Origin of the sequence: Azospirillum halopraeferens DSM 3675 (genome assembly GCF_000429625.1) — a bacterium.
GTDB classification, from domain to species: domain Bacteria; phylum Pseudomonadota; class Alphaproteobacteria; order Azospirillales; family Azospirillaceae; genus Azospirillum; species Azospirillum halopraeferens.
Map to the genome: position 1 here is coordinate 14151 of NZ_KE386927.1, position 18884 is coordinate 33034.

Annotated in this window: 18 protein-coding genes and 1 tRNA gene; 10 read left to right on the plus strand and 9 right to left on the minus strand. The window is 73.2% G+C overall.

Features of this window, described 5'->3' with window-relative positions; genetic code table 11:
• The first annotated feature begins 52 nt into the window (after positions 1-52).
• Both G472_RS0124680 and G472_RS0124685 read left to right on the plus strand, forming a co-directional pair.
• Positions 53-1387 carry a GH1 family beta-glucosidase gene (locus tag G472_RS0124680; protein ID WP_211100252.1) on the plus strand — a complete coding sequence of 445 codons (1335 nt, stop codon included), beginning with the start codon at positions 53-55 and terminating at the stop codon, positions 1385-1387.
• Between the two features lie 8 nt (positions 1388-1395).
• Complete coding sequence (locus tag G472_RS0124685; RefSeq protein WP_051341225.1) at positions 1396-2493, plus strand: LacI family DNA-binding transcriptional regulator; 1098 nt, start codon at positions 1396-1398, stop codon at positions 2491-2493.
• 61 nt (positions 2494-2554) lie between these two features.
• On the opposite strand, the gene G472_RS0124690 is transcribed toward G472_RS0124685, so the two are convergent.
• From G472_RS0124690 to ggt, 5 genes are all read right to left on the minus strand, one after another.
• Positions 2555-3370, minus strand: coding sequence for an SDR family oxidoreductase (locus G472_RS0124690; RefSeq protein ID WP_051341227.1), 816 nt, complete (start codon positions 3368-3370; stop codon positions 2555-2557).
• A 218-nt stretch (positions 3371-3588) separates the two neighbouring features.
• A complete protein-coding gene (rpsA, locus tag G472_RS0124695; RefSeq protein WP_029010514.1) occupies positions 3589-5301 on the minus strand; it encodes a 30S ribosomal protein S1 in 1713 nt (570 codons plus the stop codon).
• Between the two features lie 165 nt (positions 5302-5466).
• Positions 5467-6123 (minus strand): (d)CMP kinase, encoded by a 657-nt coding sequence (gene cmk / locus G472_RS0124700; protein WP_029010515.1) that lies wholly within the window; start codon positions 6121-6123, stop codon positions 5467-5469.
• A gap of 16 nt (positions 6124-6139) precedes the next feature.
• Positions 6140-7483, minus strand: coding sequence for a 3-phosphoshikimate 1-carboxyvinyltransferase (gene aroA / locus G472_RS0124705; protein WP_029010516.1), 1344 nt, complete (start codon positions 7481-7483; stop codon positions 6140-6142).
• 92 nt (positions 7484-7575) lie between these two features.
• Positions 7576-9345 carry a gamma-glutamyltransferase gene (gene ggt / locus G472_RS0124710; protein WP_029010517.1) on the minus strand — a complete coding sequence of 590 codons (1770 nt, stop codon included), beginning with the start codon at positions 9343-9345 and terminating at the stop codon, positions 7576-7578.
• Positions 9346-9486: 141 nt separating this feature from the next.
• Between ggt and G472_RS0124715 the strand changes: the two genes are divergently transcribed.
• From G472_RS0124715 to G472_RS35475, 8 genes are all read left to right on the plus strand, one after another.
• Entirely contained in the window at positions 9487-9879 is a 393-nt protein-coding gene (locus tag G472_RS0124715; protein ID WP_029010518.1) for a TIGR02300 family protein, read from the plus strand.
• Positions 9880-10028: 149 nt separating this feature from the next.
• Positions 10029-10104, plus strand: a tRNA-Ala gene (locus G472_RS0124720).
• Positions 10105-10244: 140 nt separating this feature from the next.
• Entirely contained in the window at positions 10245-10934 is a 690-nt protein-coding gene (locus G472_RS37590; RefSeq protein WP_051341229.1) for a DUF1826 domain-containing protein, read from the plus strand.
• 3 nt (positions 10935-10937) lie between these two features.
• Positions 10938-11090 (plus strand): hypothetical protein, encoded by a 153-nt coding sequence (locus G472_RS39135; RefSeq protein ID WP_156927251.1) that lies wholly within the window; start codon positions 10938-10940, stop codon positions 11088-11090.
• Positions 11091-11094: 4 nt separating this feature from the next.
• Entirely contained in the window at positions 11095-11847 is a 753-nt protein-coding gene (locus G472_RS0124735) for a metal ABC transporter ATP-binding protein (protein ID WP_029010519.1), read from the plus strand.
• Positions 11844-12716, plus strand: a complete 873-nt coding sequence (locus tag G472_RS0124740; protein ID WP_029010520.1) for a metal ABC transporter permease — start codon at positions 11844-11846, stop codon at positions 12714-12716. Before G472_RS0124735 ends, G472_RS0124740 begins: the two co-directional genes overlap by 4 nt.
• Before the next feature lie 51 nt (positions 12717-12767).
• Positions 12768-13748 carry a metal ABC transporter solute-binding protein, Zn/Mn family gene (locus tag G472_RS0124745; protein WP_029010521.1) on the plus strand — a complete coding sequence of 327 codons (981 nt, stop codon included), beginning with the start codon at positions 12768-12770 and terminating at the stop codon, positions 13746-13748.
• Between the two features lie 101 nt (positions 13749-13849).
• Positions 13850-14161: a hypothetical protein gene (locus G472_RS35475; protein ID WP_035693695.1), complete on the plus strand. Its 312-nt coding sequence runs from the start codon at positions 13850-13852 to the stop codon at positions 14159-14161.
• A gap of 12 nt (positions 14162-14173) precedes the next feature.
• On the opposite strand, the gene G472_RS0124755 is transcribed toward G472_RS35475, so the two are convergent.
• The 4 genes from G472_RS0124755 to G472_RS0124770 are packed head-to-tail and all read right to left on the minus strand — an operon-like array spanning position 14174 to position 18856.
• Positions 14174-15580, minus strand: a complete 1407-nt coding sequence (locus G472_RS0124755; protein ID WP_029010522.1) for an ABC transporter ATP-binding protein — start codon at positions 15578-15580, stop codon at positions 14174-14176.
• A complete protein-coding gene (locus G472_RS0124760) occupies positions 15577-16398 on the minus strand; it encodes an ABC transporter permease (RefSeq protein WP_029010523.1) in 822 nt (273 codons plus the stop codon). Before G472_RS0124760 ends, G472_RS0124755 begins: the two co-directional genes overlap by 4 nt.
• Positions 16395-17339 (minus strand): ABC transporter permease, encoded by a 945-nt coding sequence (locus G472_RS0124765; RefSeq protein WP_029010524.1) that lies wholly within the window; start codon positions 17337-17339, stop codon positions 16395-16397. Before G472_RS0124765 ends, G472_RS0124760 begins: the two co-directional genes overlap by 4 nt.
• Before the next feature lie 2 nt (positions 17340-17341).
• The gene (locus tag G472_RS0124770; protein WP_029010525.1) at positions 17342-18856 is read right to left on the minus strand and encodes an ABC transporter substrate-binding protein; all 1515 of its coding nucleotides are present in this window, start codon (positions 18854-18856) and stop codon (positions 17342-17344) included.
• Positions 18857-18884: the final 28 nt, after the last annotated feature.

Here is an 18884-nt window from a genome sequence, read left to right on the forward strand (position 1 = left end):
TACGAATGAGGCGCGCCATGGGGGCTCGCCCGACGGGAAGAGGGTTTCCGGGATGCTGCGGTTCCCCGAAGGTTTCGTATGGGGCGTCTCGACGTCCGCCTATCAGATCGAGGGAGGGGCGCCCGACGACGGCCGCGGCCCCTGCATCTGGGACACGTTCTGCGCCACGCCCGGCAAGGTGGCGAACGGCGACACGGGCGCGGTCGCCTGCGACCACTATCACCGCTATCCCGGGGATCTCGACCTCATGCGCACGCTGGGGGCCTCGGTCTACCGGTTCTCGACCATGTGGTCGCGGGTGATGCCCGAGGGCGCCGGGCGGGTGAACGAGGCCGGCCTGGACTTCTACGACCGCATCGTCGACGGCCTGCTGGAGCGGGGCCTGCGCGCCTGGCCCTGCCTCTATCATTGGGAACTGCCGCAGGCGTTGCAGGACAAGGGCGGCTGGGTCAACCGCGACAGCGCCGGCTGGTTCGCCGATTACGCCGCGGTGGTGGCCCGCCGGCTGGGCGACCGGGTGGAGAACTGGGTCACCTTCAACGAGCCCAGCGTCAGCGCCTGGGTGGGCCACGAGGAGGGACGGCACGCCCCCGGCCTGACCGACCCGCGCGCCGCCGTGCGCGCCGCCCACCACCTGAACCTGGCGCACGGCCGTGCCGTCGCGGTGCTGCGGGACCTCACGCCGCGCGCCGGCGTCAGCTTCGTCCTGCCCATGCACAAGGCGCGGCCCCTGCCGCAGGTCGCCGGGCGTGACGCCCACCTGGCGGCGCTGTTCGAGGACAAGTGGAACGGCGTCTTCCTCGACCCGGTCTACCTCGGCCGCTACCCCGACTCCCTGGCGGACCGGTTCGCCCCGCACGTCAAGGACGGAGACCTGGCGGAGATCAACCGGCCGATCGATTTCCTCGGGGTGAACCACTATTTCCCCAGCTACGTCACCGCCGCGGAGGGCGGCGCCTGGCCGTTCCGCCATGCCGAGCCGCCCCGCTTCTTCCGCCGGACCGAGATGAACTGGGCGGTGGACGGCCACGCCTTCTACGAGGCGCTGATGATCCTGAAGGAGCGCTACGGCAACCCGCCCGTCTACGTCACGGAGAACGGCGGCGCCTTCCTCGACGTGGTCGGGCCGGACGGCCGGGTCGACGACCGCGACCGCATCGCCTATTACCACGACTATCTCGCCAACCTGCTGCGGGCGGTCGCCGAGGGGGCGGACGTGCGCGGCTTCATGCCGTGGTCGCTGCTCGACAACTTCGAATGGGCGCACGGGTACGGCAAGCGGTTCGGGCTGGTGCACGTCGATTACGCCACGCAGGCGCGCACGCCCAAGGCATCCTTCGACTTCCTGCGCGCGGTGATCGCCGGGAACGCTTTGCCGGAGGCGTGATTTCGGCTATGGCGAGGACGGACGGGGCGGCCATCGGGGGATCACGGGTGACGGGACGGCGGCAGGCCAATCTGCGCACACTGGCCGACCACCTGGGCCTGTCGGTCACCACCGTGTCGCGGGCGCTGAAGGACGGGCCGGAGGTGCGGCCGGAAACCATCGCGCGGGTGAAGGAGGCGGCGGCGGAGCTGGGCTACGTGCCCAACGTCGGCGGCATCCACCTGCGCACCGGCCGCACCATGAAGGTGTGCTCCATCCTCTACGCGCCGGAGGTCGGCGACTACGGCGACCCCGGCTTCCTCGCCCAGGTGGAGAGTCTGTCGGCCGGGCTGGAGCCGTCGCGCTACAACCTGCTCATGCTGGCGCAGACCGGCGGCCAGACGCCGCTGGACGCGGTGCGCAAGGTGGCAGAGCAACAGCTGGCTGACGCCGTCGTCTTCTCGCGCACCACCCCGCTGGACGAGCGGGCGCGCTATTGCCTGGAGCGGGACTTCCCCTTCGTCAGCTTCGGGCGCACCGAGCTGCTGACGCCCCACGCCTTCGTCGACCACGACGACGAGGGCGCGGTGGTCGATGCGGTGGCCCGCCTGGCGGCCGACGGGCACCGCCGCATCGCCCTGATCAACCCGGCGGGCACGCTGACGTATCTCGGCTACCGCCTGCGCGGCTACCAGCGGGGGCTGGCCGAATCGGACCTGCCGCGCGACCCGGCGCTCAGCCTCACCGCCGACCTGTCGGTGCGCGCCACCCGCGAGGCGGCGCGCCGGCTGCTGAGCGCCGACCGCTCCGTCACCGCCATCATCTGCGCCAACCAGATGTCGGTGGTCGGCGTGCTGGAGGGGCTGATCGCCTGCGGCATCGACACGGTGCGCGACGGCGTGACGGTGGTGGGCTTCGGCGGCATGCCCTTCCGCATGCTGTCCGACCAGCGCGTCGTCTACTATTACCAGCCGCAGCGCCGCGTCGGCGCCACCCTGGCCCACCACACCCTGGCCCTGCTGGCCGGCGAGCCGGCCGAGGGCCTGACCACCGTCCTGCCCTACGAACGCACCGACGACCTGCGCCGCTTCCGCGACGACGACAGCCCGATGGGGGCGGCGGTGTGACACCGACGGCATGCCGTCGGCATGAGGATGCCGGCGCGGCGGCGCGGCATCCTCGCCCGACTCAGGTCCGGTTGATCGAGGCGCCGCCGTCGACCAGCAGCGCCGTGCCGGTCATGAAGCTCGACGCATCGGACGCGAGGTGGAGCACCGTCTGCGCGATCTCCTCCGGCGTAGCGATCCGCTTCAGGGCGTGGAGTCCCTCGACGAAGGTGCGAACCTCCGGGGTCGCCCCCGGCGCGTTGACGGGGTTGGCCGGGGTGTCGGTGCCACCGGGCAGGACGGCGTTGGCCCGGATGCCCTTCGGCCCGAGTTCGGCCGCCAGCACCTGCGTCAGGCCGACCAGCCCGGCCTTTGCCGCGGCGTAGGCCGCCATCGCCGGCAATCCCGCGGTGTAGCCGACGAAGGACGAGGTGAAGATCAACGAGCCGCCACCGCGCGCGGCCATCGCGGGGATCTGGTGCCTGGCACCGAGGAACGCGCTCGTCAGGTTCGTCGCGATGACGTCCTGCCAGTCGGCGAGCGACAGGTCGGTGACCGGCGCCATTGTGCCCGCCGCGCCGGCGTTGTTGAACGCCACATCCAACCCGCCGAAACGGTTCACGGCCTGCTCGACCAGGGCCCTGGCATGGTCCTCGTCGCGAACGTCGCCCGCCAGGGCGACCGCTTCGCCCCCCGTCGCGGCGATCTCCGAGACGAGGATGTCGAGTTCATGCTGCCGCCGCGCCGCGACGACGACCCTGGCCCCTTGCCGGGCAAACAGAATCGCGGTCGCGCGCCCGATCCCGGAGCTGGCTCCCGTCACGATGGCGACCTTACCGGAAAGAACGTTCACCGCGGACCTCCAATGGAGTGGCTGTTCATCATCGATGTCCTGCATCTGCCGCGCTCAAGCGGCGTTGCATGAGGACGATGCCCAAATGGAGGTCCGGCCGTCATTCCGCTTCTTGCTAAAATCTACAGCGCAAGAATCGGGCGTCCGGGGAATCTATACTTTTGTATGGCCACTTCTTTGGGAATGAACGCGGATTTCGCCCAGAAAAAAAGCCGCCGCGGTTGCCCGCGGCGGCCTTTTCATAACCCCGGAGGGGAGGAGGATTACTCCTCGCCCTGCTGGCGGCGCTTCAGGGCCGCGCCCAGGATGTCGCCCAGCGAGGCGCCGGAGTCGGACGAACCGTACTCGGCCATCGCCTGCTTCTCCTCCTCCATCTCGCGGACCTTGATGGACAGCGAGATGCGGCGGGAGCCGCGGTCGATCTGGGTCACCTTGGCGTCGACCTTCTCGCCGACGGCGAACCGCTCCGGACGCTGCTCGGACCGCTCGCGCGACAGGTCGGACTTGCGGATGAAGCCGGTGAAGCCTTCGCCCACCGCCACCTCGATGCCGCCGTCGGTGACCTGGGTCACCGTGCAGGTCACCACGTCGCCCTTCTTCATGCCGGCGGTGGCCGACTCGAAGGGATCGGAGGCGAGCTGCTTGATGCCGAGCGAGATGCGCTCCTTCTCGATGTCCACGTCGAGGACCTTGACCTTGACGCGGTCACCCTTCTTGTACTCGGCGATGGCCTCCTCGCCCGACTTGTTCCAGTCGAGGTCGGACATGTGGACCATGCCGTCGATGTCGCCCGGCAGACCGACGAACAGACCGAATTCGGTGATGTTCTTGACCTCGCCTTCCAGCTCCGTGCCGGGGCCGTACTTGTCGAGGAAGGTCTCCCACGGGTTGTCGAGGCACTGCTTCAGGCCGAGGCTGATGCGGCGCTTCTGCGGATCCACGTCCAGGACCATGACCTCGACCTCCTGGGAGGTCGACACGATCTTGCCGGGGTGGACGTTCTTCTTGGTCCACGACATCTCGGAGACGTGCACCAGGCCCTCGATCCCCGGCTCCAGCTCCACGAAGGCGCCGTAGTCGGTGATGTTGGTGACGCGGCCCTTGAAGCGGGCGCTGACCGGGTACTTGGCTTCCACGCCTTCCCACGGATCGGCCTCGAGCTGCTTCATGCCGAGGCTGATGCGCTGGGTCTCCGGGTTGAAGCGGATGACCTGGACCGTGACGGTCTGGCCGATCTGCAGCGCCTCGGAGGGATGGTTGATGCGGCGCCACGCGATGTCGGTGACGTGCAGCAGGCCGTCCACGCCGCCCAGGTCGACGAACGCACCGTAGTCGGTGATGTTCTTGACCACACCCTGGAGCACCTGGCCTTCCTTGAGGTTGGCCACCAGCTCCGAACGGGCCTCCGCACGGCTCTCCTCGAGCACGGCGCGGCGCGACACCACGATGTTCCCGCGCGAGCGGTCCATCTTCAGGATCTGGAACGGCTGCGGCGTGCCCAGCAGCGGGGAGATGTCGCGCACGGGACGGATGTCCACCTGCGAGCCCGGCAGGAACGCCACGGCGCCGTTCAGGTCGACCGTGAAGCCGCCCTTGACGCGCCCGAAGATGACGCCGGTGACGCGCTGCTGGTCGTTGAACGCCTTCTCGAGCTGCGTCCACGCCTCTTCGCGCTTCGCCTTCTCGCGGGACAGCACGGCCTCGCCGTTCTTGTCCTCCATGCGCTCCAGGTACACCTCGACGGTGTCCCCGGCCTTCAGCTCAGCCGGCTGACCGGGCTGGGCAAACTCCTTCAGCGCGACCCGGCCCTCGGACTTCAGGCCGACGTCGATGGTGACCATGTCGTTTTCGACTGCAACGACGCGGCCCTTGACGACGGTGCCTTCCAGGCTCTCGCTGGTGCCCAGCGACTCTTCCAGGAGAGCGGCGAAGCTCTCCCTGGCGCCTTCGCCGGTCTTGGCCATAGCTTGTGCCATCGAAACTCCTAAGGTTGCGAAAAAAGCGACCCGGCGCCTCCACCCCCACGGCATCATGGTGGTGGATTCGACCGGACCGCCGCGCCGAGCCTCGCGCCCGGCGACTTGGGTTGACTGTTTCCCGGAGCGACCGGACCCGTTCCGCCCCTTCGTGCCCCGACCGCCCTACCGCGCGGCCGCCGAACCGGTGGCCGAAGCGATGAAGGCGACCGCCGCTTCGAACGCCTCATCGGCGGTCATCGCGGACGTATCAAGCACAAATGCGTCGCCAGCCGGCTTGAGCGGGGCCACCGCTCTCTGGCTGTCGCGCGCATCACGGGCCTTCATGTCCTCCAGGACGGCGTCAGGTATAGCGGGGATCCCGCGTTCCCGCAACTCCTTGAGTCGCCGCTGCGCCCGCACCTCCACGGAAGCGGTAACGTACAGCTTGGCGTCGGCGTCCGGGCACACCACGGTGCCGATGTCCCGCCCGTCCAGTACCGCCCCGGCGGCCCCGCCCGGCGGGCGGGCGGCGAAGGAGCGCTGGAAGTCCAGCAGCGCCCGGCGCACCTCGGGCACCGCCGCCACCTTGGACGCCGCCTGCGCCGCCCCGTCGGAGCGCAGCTCCGGATCGGCGAGGATGGCGTCGTCGGGCTTCAGTGCGCGCGCCGCCAGCGCGGCGAACGCGGCGTCCGCCGGGTCCTTGTCGGCGCGCAGCACGGCCATGCCGACCGCCCGGTAGAGCTGCCCGGTGTCGAGGTGGGCGCAGCCGAACCGCGCCGCGATGCGGCGGGCCAGCGTGCCCTTGCCCGACGCGGCGGGGCCGTCGATGGCGATGACGATGGGGCGGGTCATGGGCTCAGGCTTCCGAAATCCGCGCCCCCAGCCGGTTCATCAGGGTGACGAAGCCGGGGAAGCTGGTGTCGATGAAGGCGCCGTCGTCGACCTGCACCGGCTCGGCCGAGGCCATGCCGAAGACCAGGAAGCTCATGGCGATGCGGTGGTCCATGGCGGTGGCCACGGTGGCGCCGCCGCGCGGGCGGCCGGCGAGGCCGGTGCCGTGGACGGTCAGGCTGTCGTCCGCCCCCACCTCGACCCGCACGCCGCAGCGGGTCAGGCCGTCGGCGATCATGGCCAGCCGGTCGCTCTCCTTCACCCGCAGCTCCTTCAGGCCCAGCATGGTGGTGGTGCCCTCGGCGAAGGCGGCGGCGACGGCGAGGATGGGGTACTCGTCGATCATCGACGGCGCCCGGTCGGGCGGCACCACCACGCCCTTGAGCGCGCCGCCGCGCACCCGCAGGTCGGCCACCGGCTCGCCCGCCTGGTCGCGGCGGTTCTCGAACACGATGTCGGCGCCCATCTCCACCAGCGTGTCGTACAGGCCGGTGCGGCGCGGGTTCATGCCGACGTCGGTCAGCAGCAGCTCCGATCCGGGGCGCAGCAGCGCCGCCACCGCCGGGAAGGCGGCGGACGACGGATCGGCCGGCACATGGATGGTGCGCCCGGTCAGTTCGGGCTGGCCGGTGACCGATACCGCCAGGGCGCCGTCCTCCAGCCGCTCCGTGCGCACGTCGGCGCCGAAATGGCGCAGCATCAGCTCCGTGTGGTCGCGGGTCGGCTCCGCCTCGATCACCGTGGTGACGCCCGGCGTGTTGAGGCCGGCCAGCAGCACGGCCGACTTCACCTGGGCCGAGGCCACGGGCAGGCGGTATTCGATGGGCACCGGCTGCGCGCTGCCCACCACCGCCAGGGGCAGGCGGCCGCCGGCGCGGCTGACGAAGCTGGCGCCCATGCGCTCCAGCGGGCCGATGATGCGGGCCATCGGCCGCTTGTTCAGCGAGGCGTCGCCGGTGAAGAAGGTGGTGACGGGGTGGGCGGCCACCAGGCCGATCAGCAGGCGCGCGGCGGTGCCGCTGTTGCCCATGTCGAGCACCTGCGCCGGCTCCCCCAGCCCGCCGACGCCGACGCCGTGGATGCGCCACACGCCGTCGTCGTCCCGATCCGCCCGCGCGCCCAGCGCCCGCATGGCCGCGGCGGTGTGGAGCACGTCCTCCCCCTCCAGCAGGCCGTGGACGACCGTCTCGCCGACAGCGACGGCGCCCAGCATCAGGGAGCGGTGGGAGATCGACTTGTCGCCCGGAACGCGGGCGGTGCCGGTCAGGGCTCCGGCGGCGGAGGAGCGCAGCGGCTTCGCCTGCGGCATGACGTGGGACCCTCTTCAGCAATGGTGGCGCAACGGTGGCGGCGGGTTTCCTAGCACAGCCGCCCCGGCGATGCGAGGGGGGCGGGGCGCCCTCAATCGCCCGCCGCCGCGCCCTCGCGCCGGGTGTCGGCGCCGCCGACCAGCCCGTCCGGCGTCACCACGATGGCCTGGGTGCCCGACGTCATCTCGATCACCGACACGGTGTGGCCGCGCGCCTCCAGGGCCGCCTTCCAGGTCTCCGCCTCGGTGCCCTTCTCCAGCTCGGTCGGGCCGTTGCGGCTGCCGAAATTGGGCAGGTCCACCGCCACCTGCGGGTCGAGGCCGCGCTCCAGCAGCCCGACCAGCGTCTTGGCCACGTAGCCGATGATCTGGCTGCCGCCGGGCGAGCCGACGACGGCGCGCAGGTTGCCGTCGCCGTCGAACACGATGGTGGGGGCCATGGAGCTGCGCGGCCGCTTGCCGGGCTCCACCCGGTTGGCGACCGGCAGGCCGTCGGCCACGGGCTCGAACGCGAAGTCGGTGAGCTGGTTGTTCAGCAGCATGCCCCGCACCATCAGCCGCGCCCCGAAGGCGCTTTCGATGGAGGTGGTCATGGACACGGCGTTGCCCTGCCCGTCCACCACGGCGATGTGGGAGGTGCCGTGCTCCACCCCCTCCGACGCGCCGTACAGCGCCCCCTGCCGCCACGGCGGCGTGCCGGCCTCGGCCCGGCCCATGGAGCGCTGCGGGTCCACCAGGGCGGCGCGCCCGGCGATGTAGCCGGGATCGATCAGCCCGCGGACCGGCACGGGCACATAGTCGGGGTCGGCCAGGTAGCGGGCGCGGTCGGCGAAGGCCAGGCGCCCGGCCTCGGCGAACCGATGGGCCGCATCGATCGGATCGGAGGCCGCGGCGTCCTGCGCCTCCAGCACGCCCAGGATCTGCAGCACCGCGATCCCGCCGGAGCTGGGCGGCCCCATGCCGCACACGGTGTAGCCCCGGTAGGGGCCGCACACCGGCGGCCGTTCCCTGGCGCGGTAGGCGGCGAGGTCGGCCGGGGTGAGGTCGCCGGGGTTGGCGGGGTGGCCGGCCACCGCGGCGGCGATGGCGGCGGCGATCGGGCCGGTGTGGAAGGCGTCGGCTCCGCCCTCGGCGACGGCGCGCAGGACGGCGGCGTATTCGGGATTGCGCAGGGTGGCGCCGATGGGCAGCGCCGCCCCGTCGGGGCCGTAATAGAGTGCCCGCGCCGCCGGGTCGTCGCGCAGGTGCTTGTCCTGCGCCAGCAGCCCGTGCAGGCGCGGCGACACGGCGAACCCCGCCTCGGCCAGCCGAATCGCCGGGGCGAACAGGTCGCGCCAGGGCAGCCGGCCGTGGCGGCGGTGCGCCAGCTCCAGCAGGCGCGGCACACCGGGCACGCCGACGGAGCGGCCGCCGACCACCGCGTCGAAGAACGCCATGGGGGTGCCGTCCGGCTTCAGGAATCGCTCCGGCGTCGCCGCCATGGGCGCCGTCTCGCGGCCGTCCAGGGTGGTCAGGGTGCGCGCCGCGGCGTCCCAGTGCAGCAGGAAGGCGCCGCCGGCGATGCCGGAGCTTTGCGGCTCCACCAGCCCCAGCACCATCTGCATGGCGATGGCGGCGTCCACCGCGCTGCCGCCGGCGCGCAGGATCTCGCGCCCCGCCGACGCCGCCAGCGGGTTGGCGGCGGCGGCCATGTGGCGCGTCGCCCGGTCCGGCGCGCGCTGGGTACGGCCGGTCGCCCCTTCCGGGGCGACGTCGCCGGCGGCACCGGCCGGGAGCGGCGCCGCCGGGGCCAGCAGAACGGCCAGGGCGAGGGCGTATAGCCACCCGGTGCGGCGGCGGTCGGGTGGTGCGGCGATGGTCATGGCGAAGCGTCCTCCCCTGTTGGTGCCGCACCAGCGTATGCGCTGCCATCGGCCGGGGACCAATTCTTTTTGACAAGCGGCGTCAGGCGTGGCAAAGGGCCGGCCTTGATCGAGATGTACGGGAATGACGGAGGAGTTCGCGTGGCCAAACCGGAATGGGGCGTCAAGCGCATCTGCCCGAACTGTGGCGCGCGCTATTATGACCTGCGCAAGGACCCGCCCGTGTGCCCGGCCTGCGGAACGACCTTCGACCCGGAGGCGCTTCTGAAGTCCCGCCGGGCCCGGCCGGCGCCGGTCGAGGAGGTCAAGGCGAAGCCGGTCGTGGAGGACGAGGACCTGGAGACGGAACGCGAGGACACCGACAAGGACCTCGACGACACCGATGACGACGTCACGGTGGAAGACCTCGAGGAGGGCGCCGACGACACGCCCGAGGACGAGGACGACGTGCTGATCGAGGACACCTCGGAGCTGGGCGAGGACGACGTGGACGAGGTGGTCGACGTCGAGGGCGAGGACGACGACGAGCGCTGATCGGGGGCCGGTCGGGGCCGGCCCGGGGGGCCGAAGCGGGCCGGCAAAAATGTGGAGCGGGGTCGAATTTTTCGCTTGCACGGCAGGCCCGACCTGACCAATATCCCGCTCCACCGAGGCCGCCGGACACGGCGGCATCCCAGAGTTTCGGGGCCATAGCTCAGCTGGGAGAGCGCTACAATGGCATTGTAGAGGTCAGGAGTTCGATCCTCCTTGGCTCCACCAAAACCGGAAAGGCTCGCGCGGCACCGCGCGGGCCTTTTTGCTGTTCGGCTCGTCCCCGCATCCCGCCGCAAGCCTTGACCGCCCTTCCATATGTAATGTTATAACGTTACGAAGAATGGCACCGAACGGGATGGACGAGGGTGGAGCGGATCGACCTGATGGAGCGGCCCCCGGCCGGCGGTGCCGAGCACCCGGCCGGGGGCGGGCATGTGGTGCGCTGCCGGGCGGCCGGGCATCTGCGGGCCATTGCCGGGCCCGGCGTCACCCTGGCCATCCGGGAGCGCGCGCTGCCCGCCGCCGTTGCGTCCGGCATCGCCGCCGTGCGGGCGTTGTCCGCTGTCGGGGCGGGGTTCGAGACCACCGCGGCGCGGGTGCGGGCGGACCTGCCCGGGGCCGTGACGGCGGCGGACGCCGCGGACCGGGCTGCCCTGGCGCCGCTGCTGCGCGATGTGGCGCTGCTGGTGCGCTGCTTCGCCGGGATCACCGGCGCCGCGCGGGTAACGGTGCGGCTGGAGGCGGTAACCGGCAACGGCTGCCGCTACTTCCACGCCGACCATGTGGGCATCCGCCTGCTGTGCACCTACCGCGGTGCCGGAACCCTGTGGCTGCCGGACGACGCGGTGAACCGCGCCGCCCCGGGCAGCGGCGACAACGACGCCATCGTCCGCAACCCCGGACGCATCCGGGCGCTGGCTCCCGGCCACGTGGCCCTGCTGAAGGGAGAGGCGTGGCCGGGCAACCGCGGCCGCGGCATCGTCCACCGCTCGCCGCCGGCCGACCCGCGGCGGGGACCGCGCCTGCTGCTCTGCCTCGACCACGAGCGGGACTGACCCGTGCCGCACCCCATGGACCCGCGTGATCCGCGTCCGCCGGCCCGCCGGCCGGGGCCCCTCGCCGCGGCGGCCACCCGGCGCGTCGCCCTGGCGCTGGCCGTCTCGGCCGGCCTGTGGCTGGCCGTCGCCGCGGCCCTGGATTGGATCGGGTGAGCCCATGGGCGACGTCATCCGCCTGCACGACCTGACGCTGGGCTACCGGCGCCATCCCGCGGTCCACCACATCTCCGGCGGGTTCGCCGACGGGTCGCTGACCGCGGTGGTCGGCCCCAACGGTGCCGGCAAGAGCACGCTGCTGAAGGCCGTGACCGGCGCGTTGCGGCCGTTGCAGGGGCGGGTCACCCTGGAGGGCGTCGACCGGCGGGACATCGCCTACCTGCCCCAGCAGGCGGAGATCGACCGCAGCTTCCCCATCGACGTGCTGGACACCGTCATGCTCGGCCACTGGCGGCGCGTCGGCGCCTTCGGGGCCATCACCGCGGCGATGCGCGACGACGCGCGCGCGGCCCTCGCCGCGGTCGGGCTGGCGGGGTTCGAGCGGCGGCCGGTCGGCGCCCTGTCGGCCGGCCAGTTCCAGCGGGTGCTGTTCGCCCGCATGCTGTTGCAGGACGCCCGCCTGATCCTGCTGGACGAACCCTTCACCGCCATCGACGCGCGCACCACCGCCGATCTGCTGGCGCTGGTGCGGCGCTGGCACGCCGAGCGGCGCACGGTGATCGCCGTGCTGCACGACCTGGAGCAGGTGCGCGCCCACTTCCCCCGCACCCTGCTGCTGGCCCGCGAGCCCATCGCCTGGGGCCCCACCGCCGAGGCGCTGGCCCCGGCCAACCTGCGGCGCGCCCGCGCCATGGCCGAGCACTGGGACGACGGGGCGCCGGTGTGCGACCGCGGCGCCGCGGGTGCGGCATGACCGCCTACGACCTGCTCGCCGCCCCATTCGTGGAGTTCGCCTTCATGCGCCGCGCCCTGGTCGCCTGCCTGGCGCTGGCCCTGGGATGCGGGCCGGTGGGGGTGCTGCTGGTGCTGCGGCGCATGAGCCTGATGGGCGACGCCCTGTCCCACGCGGTGCTGCCCGGCGCCGCGATCGGCTTCCTGGTGGCCGGCCTGTCCCTGTGGGCGATGAGCGCCGGCGGCCTGCTGGCCGGCCTGGCGGTGGCGCTGACCGCCGGCCTGGTGTCGCGCGCCACCGCCCAGCGCGAGGACGCCAGCTTCGCCGCCCTCTACCTGATCGCCCTGGCGTCGGGGGTGCTGATCGTGTCCTCCGGCGGCAGCACCGTCGATCTGCTGCACGTGCTGTTCGGCACCATCCTGGCGGTGGACGACGGCGGCCTGATCCTGGTGGCCTCCATCGCCACGGTGACGCTGCTGACCCTGGCCCTGCTCTACCGCCCCCTGGTGGCGGAATGCTTCGACCCCGGCTTCCTGCGCGCCGTGGGCGGCGGCGGGGCCCCGGTGCACGGGGTCTTCCTCACCCTGGTGGTGCTCAACCTGGTCGGCGGCTTCCAGGCGCTGGGCACGCTGATGGCCGTCGGGCTGATGATGCTGCCGGCCGCCGCCGCCCGCTTCTGGGCGGAACAGGTGTGGACGCTGGCCCTGGTGGCCGTCGTCCTCGCCGCCGCGTCGGGCTGGGGCGGGCTCCTGCTCTCCTACCATTTCAACCTGCCGTCGGGGCCGGCGATCGTGCTGGTCGCGGGTGCGGCCTACCTGGCGTCCATGGCCGCCGGGCCGGTCGGCAGCCTGCGCACCCGCCTGTTTCCCGGCCGGCATCTGCGGGCGTGACCCGCGCCACCTCCATGAAAAAGCCACCTCCATGACACAGAAGGACAGCCCATGAAACGCTTCCTCACCGCATTGCTGGGAGCGGCGTTCACCCTCGTCGCCACGGCCGCCCTGGCCCAGCCGGCGGCGGAGCGGCCGCTGAAGGTGGTCGCCAGCTTCACCATCCTGGCCGATCTGGTGCGGGAGGTCGGCGGCGACGCCGTGGCCGTCACCACCCTGGTCGGTCCCGACGGCGACGCCCACGTCTACGAACCCACCCCCGCCGACGCCCGCGCCGTGGCCGGGGCCGACGTGGTGGTGGTCAACGGGCTGGGCTTCGAGGGGTGGATGGAGCGGCTGCTCCGGGCCGCGGCCTTCAAGGTATCCGTGGTCGTCGCCACCCGCGACGTCCGCCCCATCGAGGCCGGGGACGACGACGACCATGATCATGCGCACGCGCATGGGCATGGGCACGCTCACGGGCACGGGCACGGGCACGACCACGGACACGATCACGGCGGCATCGACCCGCACGCCTGGCAGTCCGTGGCCAACGCCGGGCTGTACACCGACGCCATCCTCGACGGGCTGATCGCCGCCGCGCCGGCGCGGGCGGAGGCCCTGCGGGCGCGCCACGCCGCCTACCGCGGCCGGCTCGACGCGCTGGAGGCGGAGATCACCGCCGCCCTCGCCCCGGTCCCGCCGGAAGGCCGGCGCATCGTCACCGCCCACGACGCCTTCGGCTATTACGCCCGGGCGTACGGCGTGACCTTCCTGTCCCCGGTCGGCATCTCCACCGAGGCCGAAGCGTCCGCCGGCGACCTGGCCGCGCTGATCCGCCAGATCCGGGCGGACGGGGTGAAGGCGGTGTTCGTGGAATCCATCGCCGATCCCCGCCTGATGGAGCAGATCGCCCGCGAAACCGGCGCCCGCGTCGGCGGCCGGGTCTACTCCGACGCCCTGTCCGGCCCCGACGGCCCCGCCCCCACCTACATCGACATGATGCGCCACAACACGCAGCAGTTCGCGCAGGCCCTGCGGCCGGGGTCGTGACGCCCGCGCGCCCGACCCCCTGACGCCGCCCCTTGACGCCGCCCCCCGGGGTGCCGAGATTGGGGGCCATCGGCAGAACCACCGCACGTTCCGGAGTCGCCATGGCCCCCGTCATCCCGCGCCGCACCGTCCTGCGCCTGATCGCCGCCCTGGCCCCCGCCGCGGCGCTGGTCGCCGTCGCCGGTCCCGCCGCCGCGTTCCGCGAGATCCCGACGGACGACGCCACCGGCCTGCTGGACGACGCCTGCGGCGTCAGCGCCTACCACGCCCGGCTGATCGACGAGTCCCTGAAGACGATGGGCGTGTCGCTGACGCGGGAGCAGCGGGCGGAGGTGCTGGCGCAGATCACCTGCCCCACATGCCGCTGCCCCCTGGCCGCCTTCGACAACCCGATCGCCGGCCTGGCCTTCTGACGCTGTCCGCCGCTACCCCGCGGCGGCGGGCTCCAGCGCCAGCACCCGGTGGGCCAGGTTGGCGGCCATGGCCGCCTCGTGGGTGACCAGCAGGACGCCGAGGCGCCGCTCGCCCGCCAGCTCGTGCAGCAGGTCCGCCACCTCCCGCTGGGTGATGGGGTCGAGGCGGGAGGTCGGCTCGTCGGCGAACAGGAAGGCGGGGTTCAGCGCCAGCACGCGGGCCAGGGCGAAGCGCTGCAGCTCGCCCCCCGAAAGCTGGCCGGGCCGCCGGTCGAGCAGGCCGGGGCCGAGCCGGAAACGCCGCATCAGCCCCTCGAACACCTCCCACGCCACCCCGTGCCGCCGGCCCACGTCGGCCAGCGCCCGGCGCAGCGTCCGCTGCGGCGCGAAGGCGCCGGGCGGGTCCTGGTAGACCTTCTGGAAGCGCAGCGGCGCCAGCCCGGGGCCGCGGCGCACCTCCCCGGCGTCCGCCGGCACCAGGCCCAGCAGGATGTTGCCCAGGGTGGACTTGCCGGAGCCGCTGGGCCCCAGCACCGCCACCACTTCACCGGCCCGCACCTCCACGTCCACCCCGTCCAGCACCGTGCGGCCGCCGAAGGTCTTGGCGATGCCGGCGCCGCGGATGACGGGGTCGCCCGGCACCGGACGGTCGCGGCCCGGCCACGCGACGGGTTCGGCGGCCAGCAGGCGGCGGGTGTAGTCGTGGCGCGGCCGCGCCAGCACCTCGGCGGCCGGCCCGTATTCCACCAGCCGCCCGTCCAGCATCACACCGACCTCGCCGCCCAGCACGCGGGCCACCGTCACGTCGTGGGTGATGGTGATCAGGCTGCGGCCGCGGTCGGCCTCGCCGCGCAGGCCGGCCGCCACGCCGTCGCGCAGGGCGGCGTCCAGGCCCTTGGTTGGCTCGTCGGCCAGCAGCAGGTCGGCGTCCGCGGCGCGCGCGATGGCCAGCGCCACCCGCTGGCACATGCCGCCGGACAACTGGAAGGGATAGCGGTGCACCGCGTCCGCCAGCCCCAGCCCGGCCAGCCGCGCCCGCCCCTCGGCCCGGGAATCCCCGGCGGGACGGCCGCGGACGTGGCGGTAGACCTCCGCCACCTGCCCCAGCACCCGCATGGTGGGGTCGAGCGCCAGCCACGGCTCCTGCGGCAGCAGGGCGATGCGGCGGCCCCACAGGGTCCGGCGCTCCGCCTCCGGCAGGCCCGGCAGGTCGCGCCCGTCCAGCGCGATACGGCCGGACGCCGCCAGCTCCGCCGGCAGGGTGCCCATGATCGCCTGCACCACCAGGGACTTGCCCGATCCGCTCTCGCCCAGCAGCGTCAGGGGCACGCCGGGGCGGACGGCGAAGGACACGTCGTGGACCAGCACGCCGTCGCGCGATGCGACGCGCAGCCGGTCGACCTCGAGATGCGCGCTCATGGACGCTCCGCTCCGGCCAGAAGGTGGAATCCGAGGACGGTCAGCAGGATCATCACCGCCGGCGACAGCACGTGCGCCGGCGCCTCGGCGTAATAGGGCAGCAGCTCCGTCACCATGCTGCCCCATTCCGCGGTGGGCGGGTGCAGGCCGATGCTGATGAAGCTGAGGGTGGAGATGGCCAGCACCGCCGTCCCCATGCCGAACGCCATCAGCGTGCCCAGCACCGGCGCCAGCTCGGGCAGCAGCAGGTGGCGGGCGATGTACGGCGGCCCGAAGCCCAGCAGCCGGGCGGCCTCCACGTGGGAGCGCGCCAGCACGCTGCGGGCGGTGGCCCGGGTCACCCGGAAATACTCCACCCACTGGGCCAGGGCGAGGCCGAGGTACAGCGGCAGGAACTCCCCCGGCGCGAAGGCGGCGAACAGCAGCACCAGCAGCAGCCCCGGCAGGGCCAGCACCATGTCGGCCAGGGCGCCGGCCGCCCGGTCGGTCCAGCCGCCGCGCCAGGCGGCCAGCAGGCCCAGCGCCACCCCCGGCACCGCCGCCCCGGCCACGGTCAGCGCCGCCAGGGCCAGCGACAGGCCGGTGGCGTGGGCCAGGCGGGCCAGCAGGCTGCGCCCGTAATGATCGGTGCCCAGCCAGTAATCCCCGAACATGGGGGCAAGGGCGTTGCCCAGGTCCTGCCGCGCCGGGTCGGCGGTGATGAGCAGCGGCCCCAGCGTCCCGAAGGCGATCAGGGCGGCGACGATCACGGCGCCGGCGCCGCGGCGCCCGAAACGGGCGCGGGGCGGCGGGGCGGCGGCAAGGGTCACGGCCGTCATCGCGCCACCTGCCGCGGGTCGAGGGCGGCGCACAGCAGGTCCACCACCGCGTTCACCAGCACGAAGGTCAGCCCCATGGCCAGCGCCGTGCCCTGGACCATCGGCACGTCGCGCGCGATGATCGCGTGGACCAGCGCGTGGCCGATGCCGGGATAGGCGAACAGGCTCTCCACCACCACCATCCCCTCCACCAGATAGACGAGTTGCAGGCCCAGCACCGCCACCACGGGGATGGCGGCGTTGCGCACCCCGTGGCGCAGCACCACCAGCCGCTCCGGCAGCCCCTTGGTGCGGGCGAAGGCGACGTAGGGGGCGGCCAGGACCGCCGCCGTGGCGTCGCGGGTCACCCGGCTGGACAGGGCGGCGAGGCCGAAGGCCAGCGTCAGCCCCGGCAGCAGCAGGTCGCGCCAGCCGCCGAACCCCGCCGCCGGCAGCCAGCCGAGCCAGACGGCGAAGACGATGATCAGCACCAGCCCGGTGACGAAGACCGGCAGGGCGCGCAGCAGCACCGCCGCGGCCAGCGCCAGGTGATCGGGCAGCCGTCCGGCCCGCATCCCCGCCAGGAGCCCGGCCGGCAGCCCCAGCGCCATGGACAGGGCCAGGGCCGCGCCGGCCAGCCAGAGGGAGGCGCCGAGCTGGATCTCCAGCTCCTCCGCCACCGGCGCGCCGGTGACCAGGGAGCGGCCGAGGTCGAACGTGGCGAGCCGCCCCACCCACTCCGCCAGTTGCACCGGCATCGGCCGGTCGAGCCCCAGCTCGGCCCGCACCCGCTCCGCCGCCTCGGCGGTCATCAGGTCGGGGCCGTAGCGCGAGGCGGCGATGCGCATCGCCGGGTCTCCCGGCAGGGCGTGCATCAGGGCGAAGCTGACCAGCCCCACCAGCAGGGCGACGGTCAGCGCCTGGACGGCGCGGCCGGCCAGGGGGCGCAGGATCCCCGCCATGGTCAGCGCACCGGCTTCAGGGTGGCCAGCCCGTAGCTGATCTCGAACGGGTCGACGGTGACGGGGCCCAGGCGCTCGTTCGCCGCGACCATCAGGTCGAACCAGGCCACGGGGATCACCGGCAGCGCGTCCTGCAGGATGGTCATGGCGCGCCGGCGCAGGGCCGCCGCCTCTGCGTCGTCGACGCCGGCACCCAGGGTGGCGAGGATGTCCGTCAGCTCCGGGCTCGACCAGTTCATGGCGCCCCAGTCGCCGCCCTCGGGCCCGTAGTCCTCCATCAGCGTGCCCAGAGGGTCGGGCACCAGGGAGAAGTTGCGGGCGACCAGCCCCAGGTGCAGCGAGCCGTCCCGGTGCCCGGCGGGAATGTCGGAGCTGTTGGCGACCGACACCGTCAGGTCGATCCCGACGGCGCGGAACTGGGCCTGCAGCACGGTGGCGATGGCCGGCAGTTCCGGCCAGTTGCTGTAGGTGCGCACCTGCACCCGGAAGGGCCGGCCGTCCTGTTCCAGGATGCCGTCGGCGCCCGGCCGCCAGCCCGCCTCGGCCAGCAGGCGTTTCGCCTCCTCCGGGTCGTGGCGCAGCGGCGTCAGGTCGGCGACGTGCCAGGCCGCCTGCCCCGGCGACATGAGTTGGCCGGCGGCGCTGCCGGGGCTGCGCAGGATGGCCGCGGCGATGCCGGCGCGGTCGATGGCGAGGCTGAGCGCGCGCCGTTCCCGCACGTCGTCGAAGAACGGCGCGCCGGCGTTCACCTTCAGCAGACGGGTGCGCGGCACCGGCACCGCGTGCACCGCGACCCGCGGGTTGCGGCGCAGCCGGTCGACGGTGACGGGCAGCAGGCCGAACGCCAGGTCGGCCTCGCCGCTCTCGGCCATCAGCGCCCGCGTTTCACCCTGCGGCACCGCCAGGTACGAGGCGCGGGCGACCGCCGGGGCCGGCCCCCACCAGCCGTCGAAGCGCTCCACCTCCAGGCGCAGGGGCGGGGTCAGCGAGGACACCCGGAACGGCCCGGTGCCGATCACCGCGTTCACCCGACCCTCCGCGTCGTAGGCGGCGGGGGCCAGCACCATGGCCGTGTGGTTGGCCAGGAAGGCCGGCAACGGCGCGAAGGGCGTGCGGGTGCGGATCACCACGTCATCGCCGTCCGCGGCGATCGATTCCAGCGGTGCTCGGCCCAGCACGCCGGCCGCCCGCGACCGCTCCAGCGCTGCCGCCACGGCTCCGGCCGTCACCGCGGTGCCATCGTGGAAGCGCGCCTCCGGCCGCAGGGCGAAGCGCCACGTCAGCCGGTCGTCCGATTGCGACCACCGTTGCGCCAGCGCCGGGACGAGGTGCCCGGCCGTGTCCACCGTCACCAGGGTCTCGGCCACCCCCATGCGGCCGAAGATGTAGCCGGCGCGGGCCGGATCGACGCCGGTGATCTCCCACGGCGCCACCACCCGCACCGGGCGGCCGCCGTCCGCCGCACCGGCCGGTGCGGCGGCAAGGAGCAACAGGCACAAGGCCATCAGGAACCGCATCTCACCCTCGTTCGTAATGTTATATCGT

Bases quoted from the DNA above. Each gene is read 5' to 3' on its own strand.
- ggt (WP_029010517.1), bottom strand. From the start codon at position 9,345: ATGACCATCGCCGCACCACCCGACCGCCGCCGCACCGGGTGGCTATAC.
- G472_RS0124680 (WP_211100252.1), top strand. From the start codon at position 53: ATGCTGCGGTTCCCCGAAGGTTTCGTATGGGGCGTCTCGACGTCCGCC.
- G472_RS0124685 (WP_051341225.1), top strand. From the start codon at position 1,396: ATGGCGAGGACGGACGGGGCGGCCATCGGGGGATCACGGGTGACGGGA.
- aroA (WP_029010516.1), bottom strand. From the start codon at position 7,483: ATGCCGCAGGCGAAGCCGCTGCGCTCCTCCGCCGCCGGAGCCCTGACC.
- G472_RS0124745 (WP_029010521.1), top strand. From the start codon at position 12,768: ATGAAACGCTTCCTCACCGCATTGCTGGGAGCGGCGTTCACCCTCGTC.
- G472_RS0124770 (WP_029010525.1), bottom strand. From the start codon at position 18,856: ATGCGGTTCCTGATGGCCTTGTGCCTGTTGCTCCTTGCCGCCGCACCG.
- G472_RS0124765 (WP_029010524.1), bottom strand. From the start codon at position 17,339: ATGGCGGGGATCCTGCGCCCCCTGGCCGGCCGCGCCGTCCAGGCGCTG.
- G472_RS0124735 (WP_029010519.1), top strand. From the start codon at position 11,095: ATGGGCGACGTCATCCGCCTGCACGACCTGACGCTGGGCTACCGGCGC.
- G472_RS0124740 (WP_029010520.1), top strand. From the start codon at position 11,844: ATGACCGCCTACGACCTGCTCGCCGCCCCATTCGTGGAGTTCGCCTTC.
- G472_RS35475 (WP_035693695.1), top strand. From the start codon at position 13,850: ATGGCCCCCGTCATCCCGCGCCGCACCGTCCTGCGCCTGATCGCCGCC.
- G472_RS0124760 (WP_029010523.1), bottom strand. From the start codon at position 16,398: ATGACGGCCGTGACCCTTGCCGCCGCCCCGCCGCCCCGCGCCCGTTTC.
- G472_RS0124690 (WP_051341227.1), bottom strand. From the start codon at position 3,370: ATGCAGGACATCGATGATGAACAGCCACTCCATTGGAGGTCCGCGGTG.
- G472_RS0124755 (WP_029010522.1), bottom strand. From the start codon at position 15,580: ATGAGCGCGCATCTCGAGGTCGACCGGCTGCGCGTCGCATCGCGCGAC.
- rpsA (WP_029010514.1), bottom strand. From the start codon at position 5,301: ATGGCACAAGCTATGGCCAAGACCGGCGAAGGCGCCAGGGAGAGCTTC.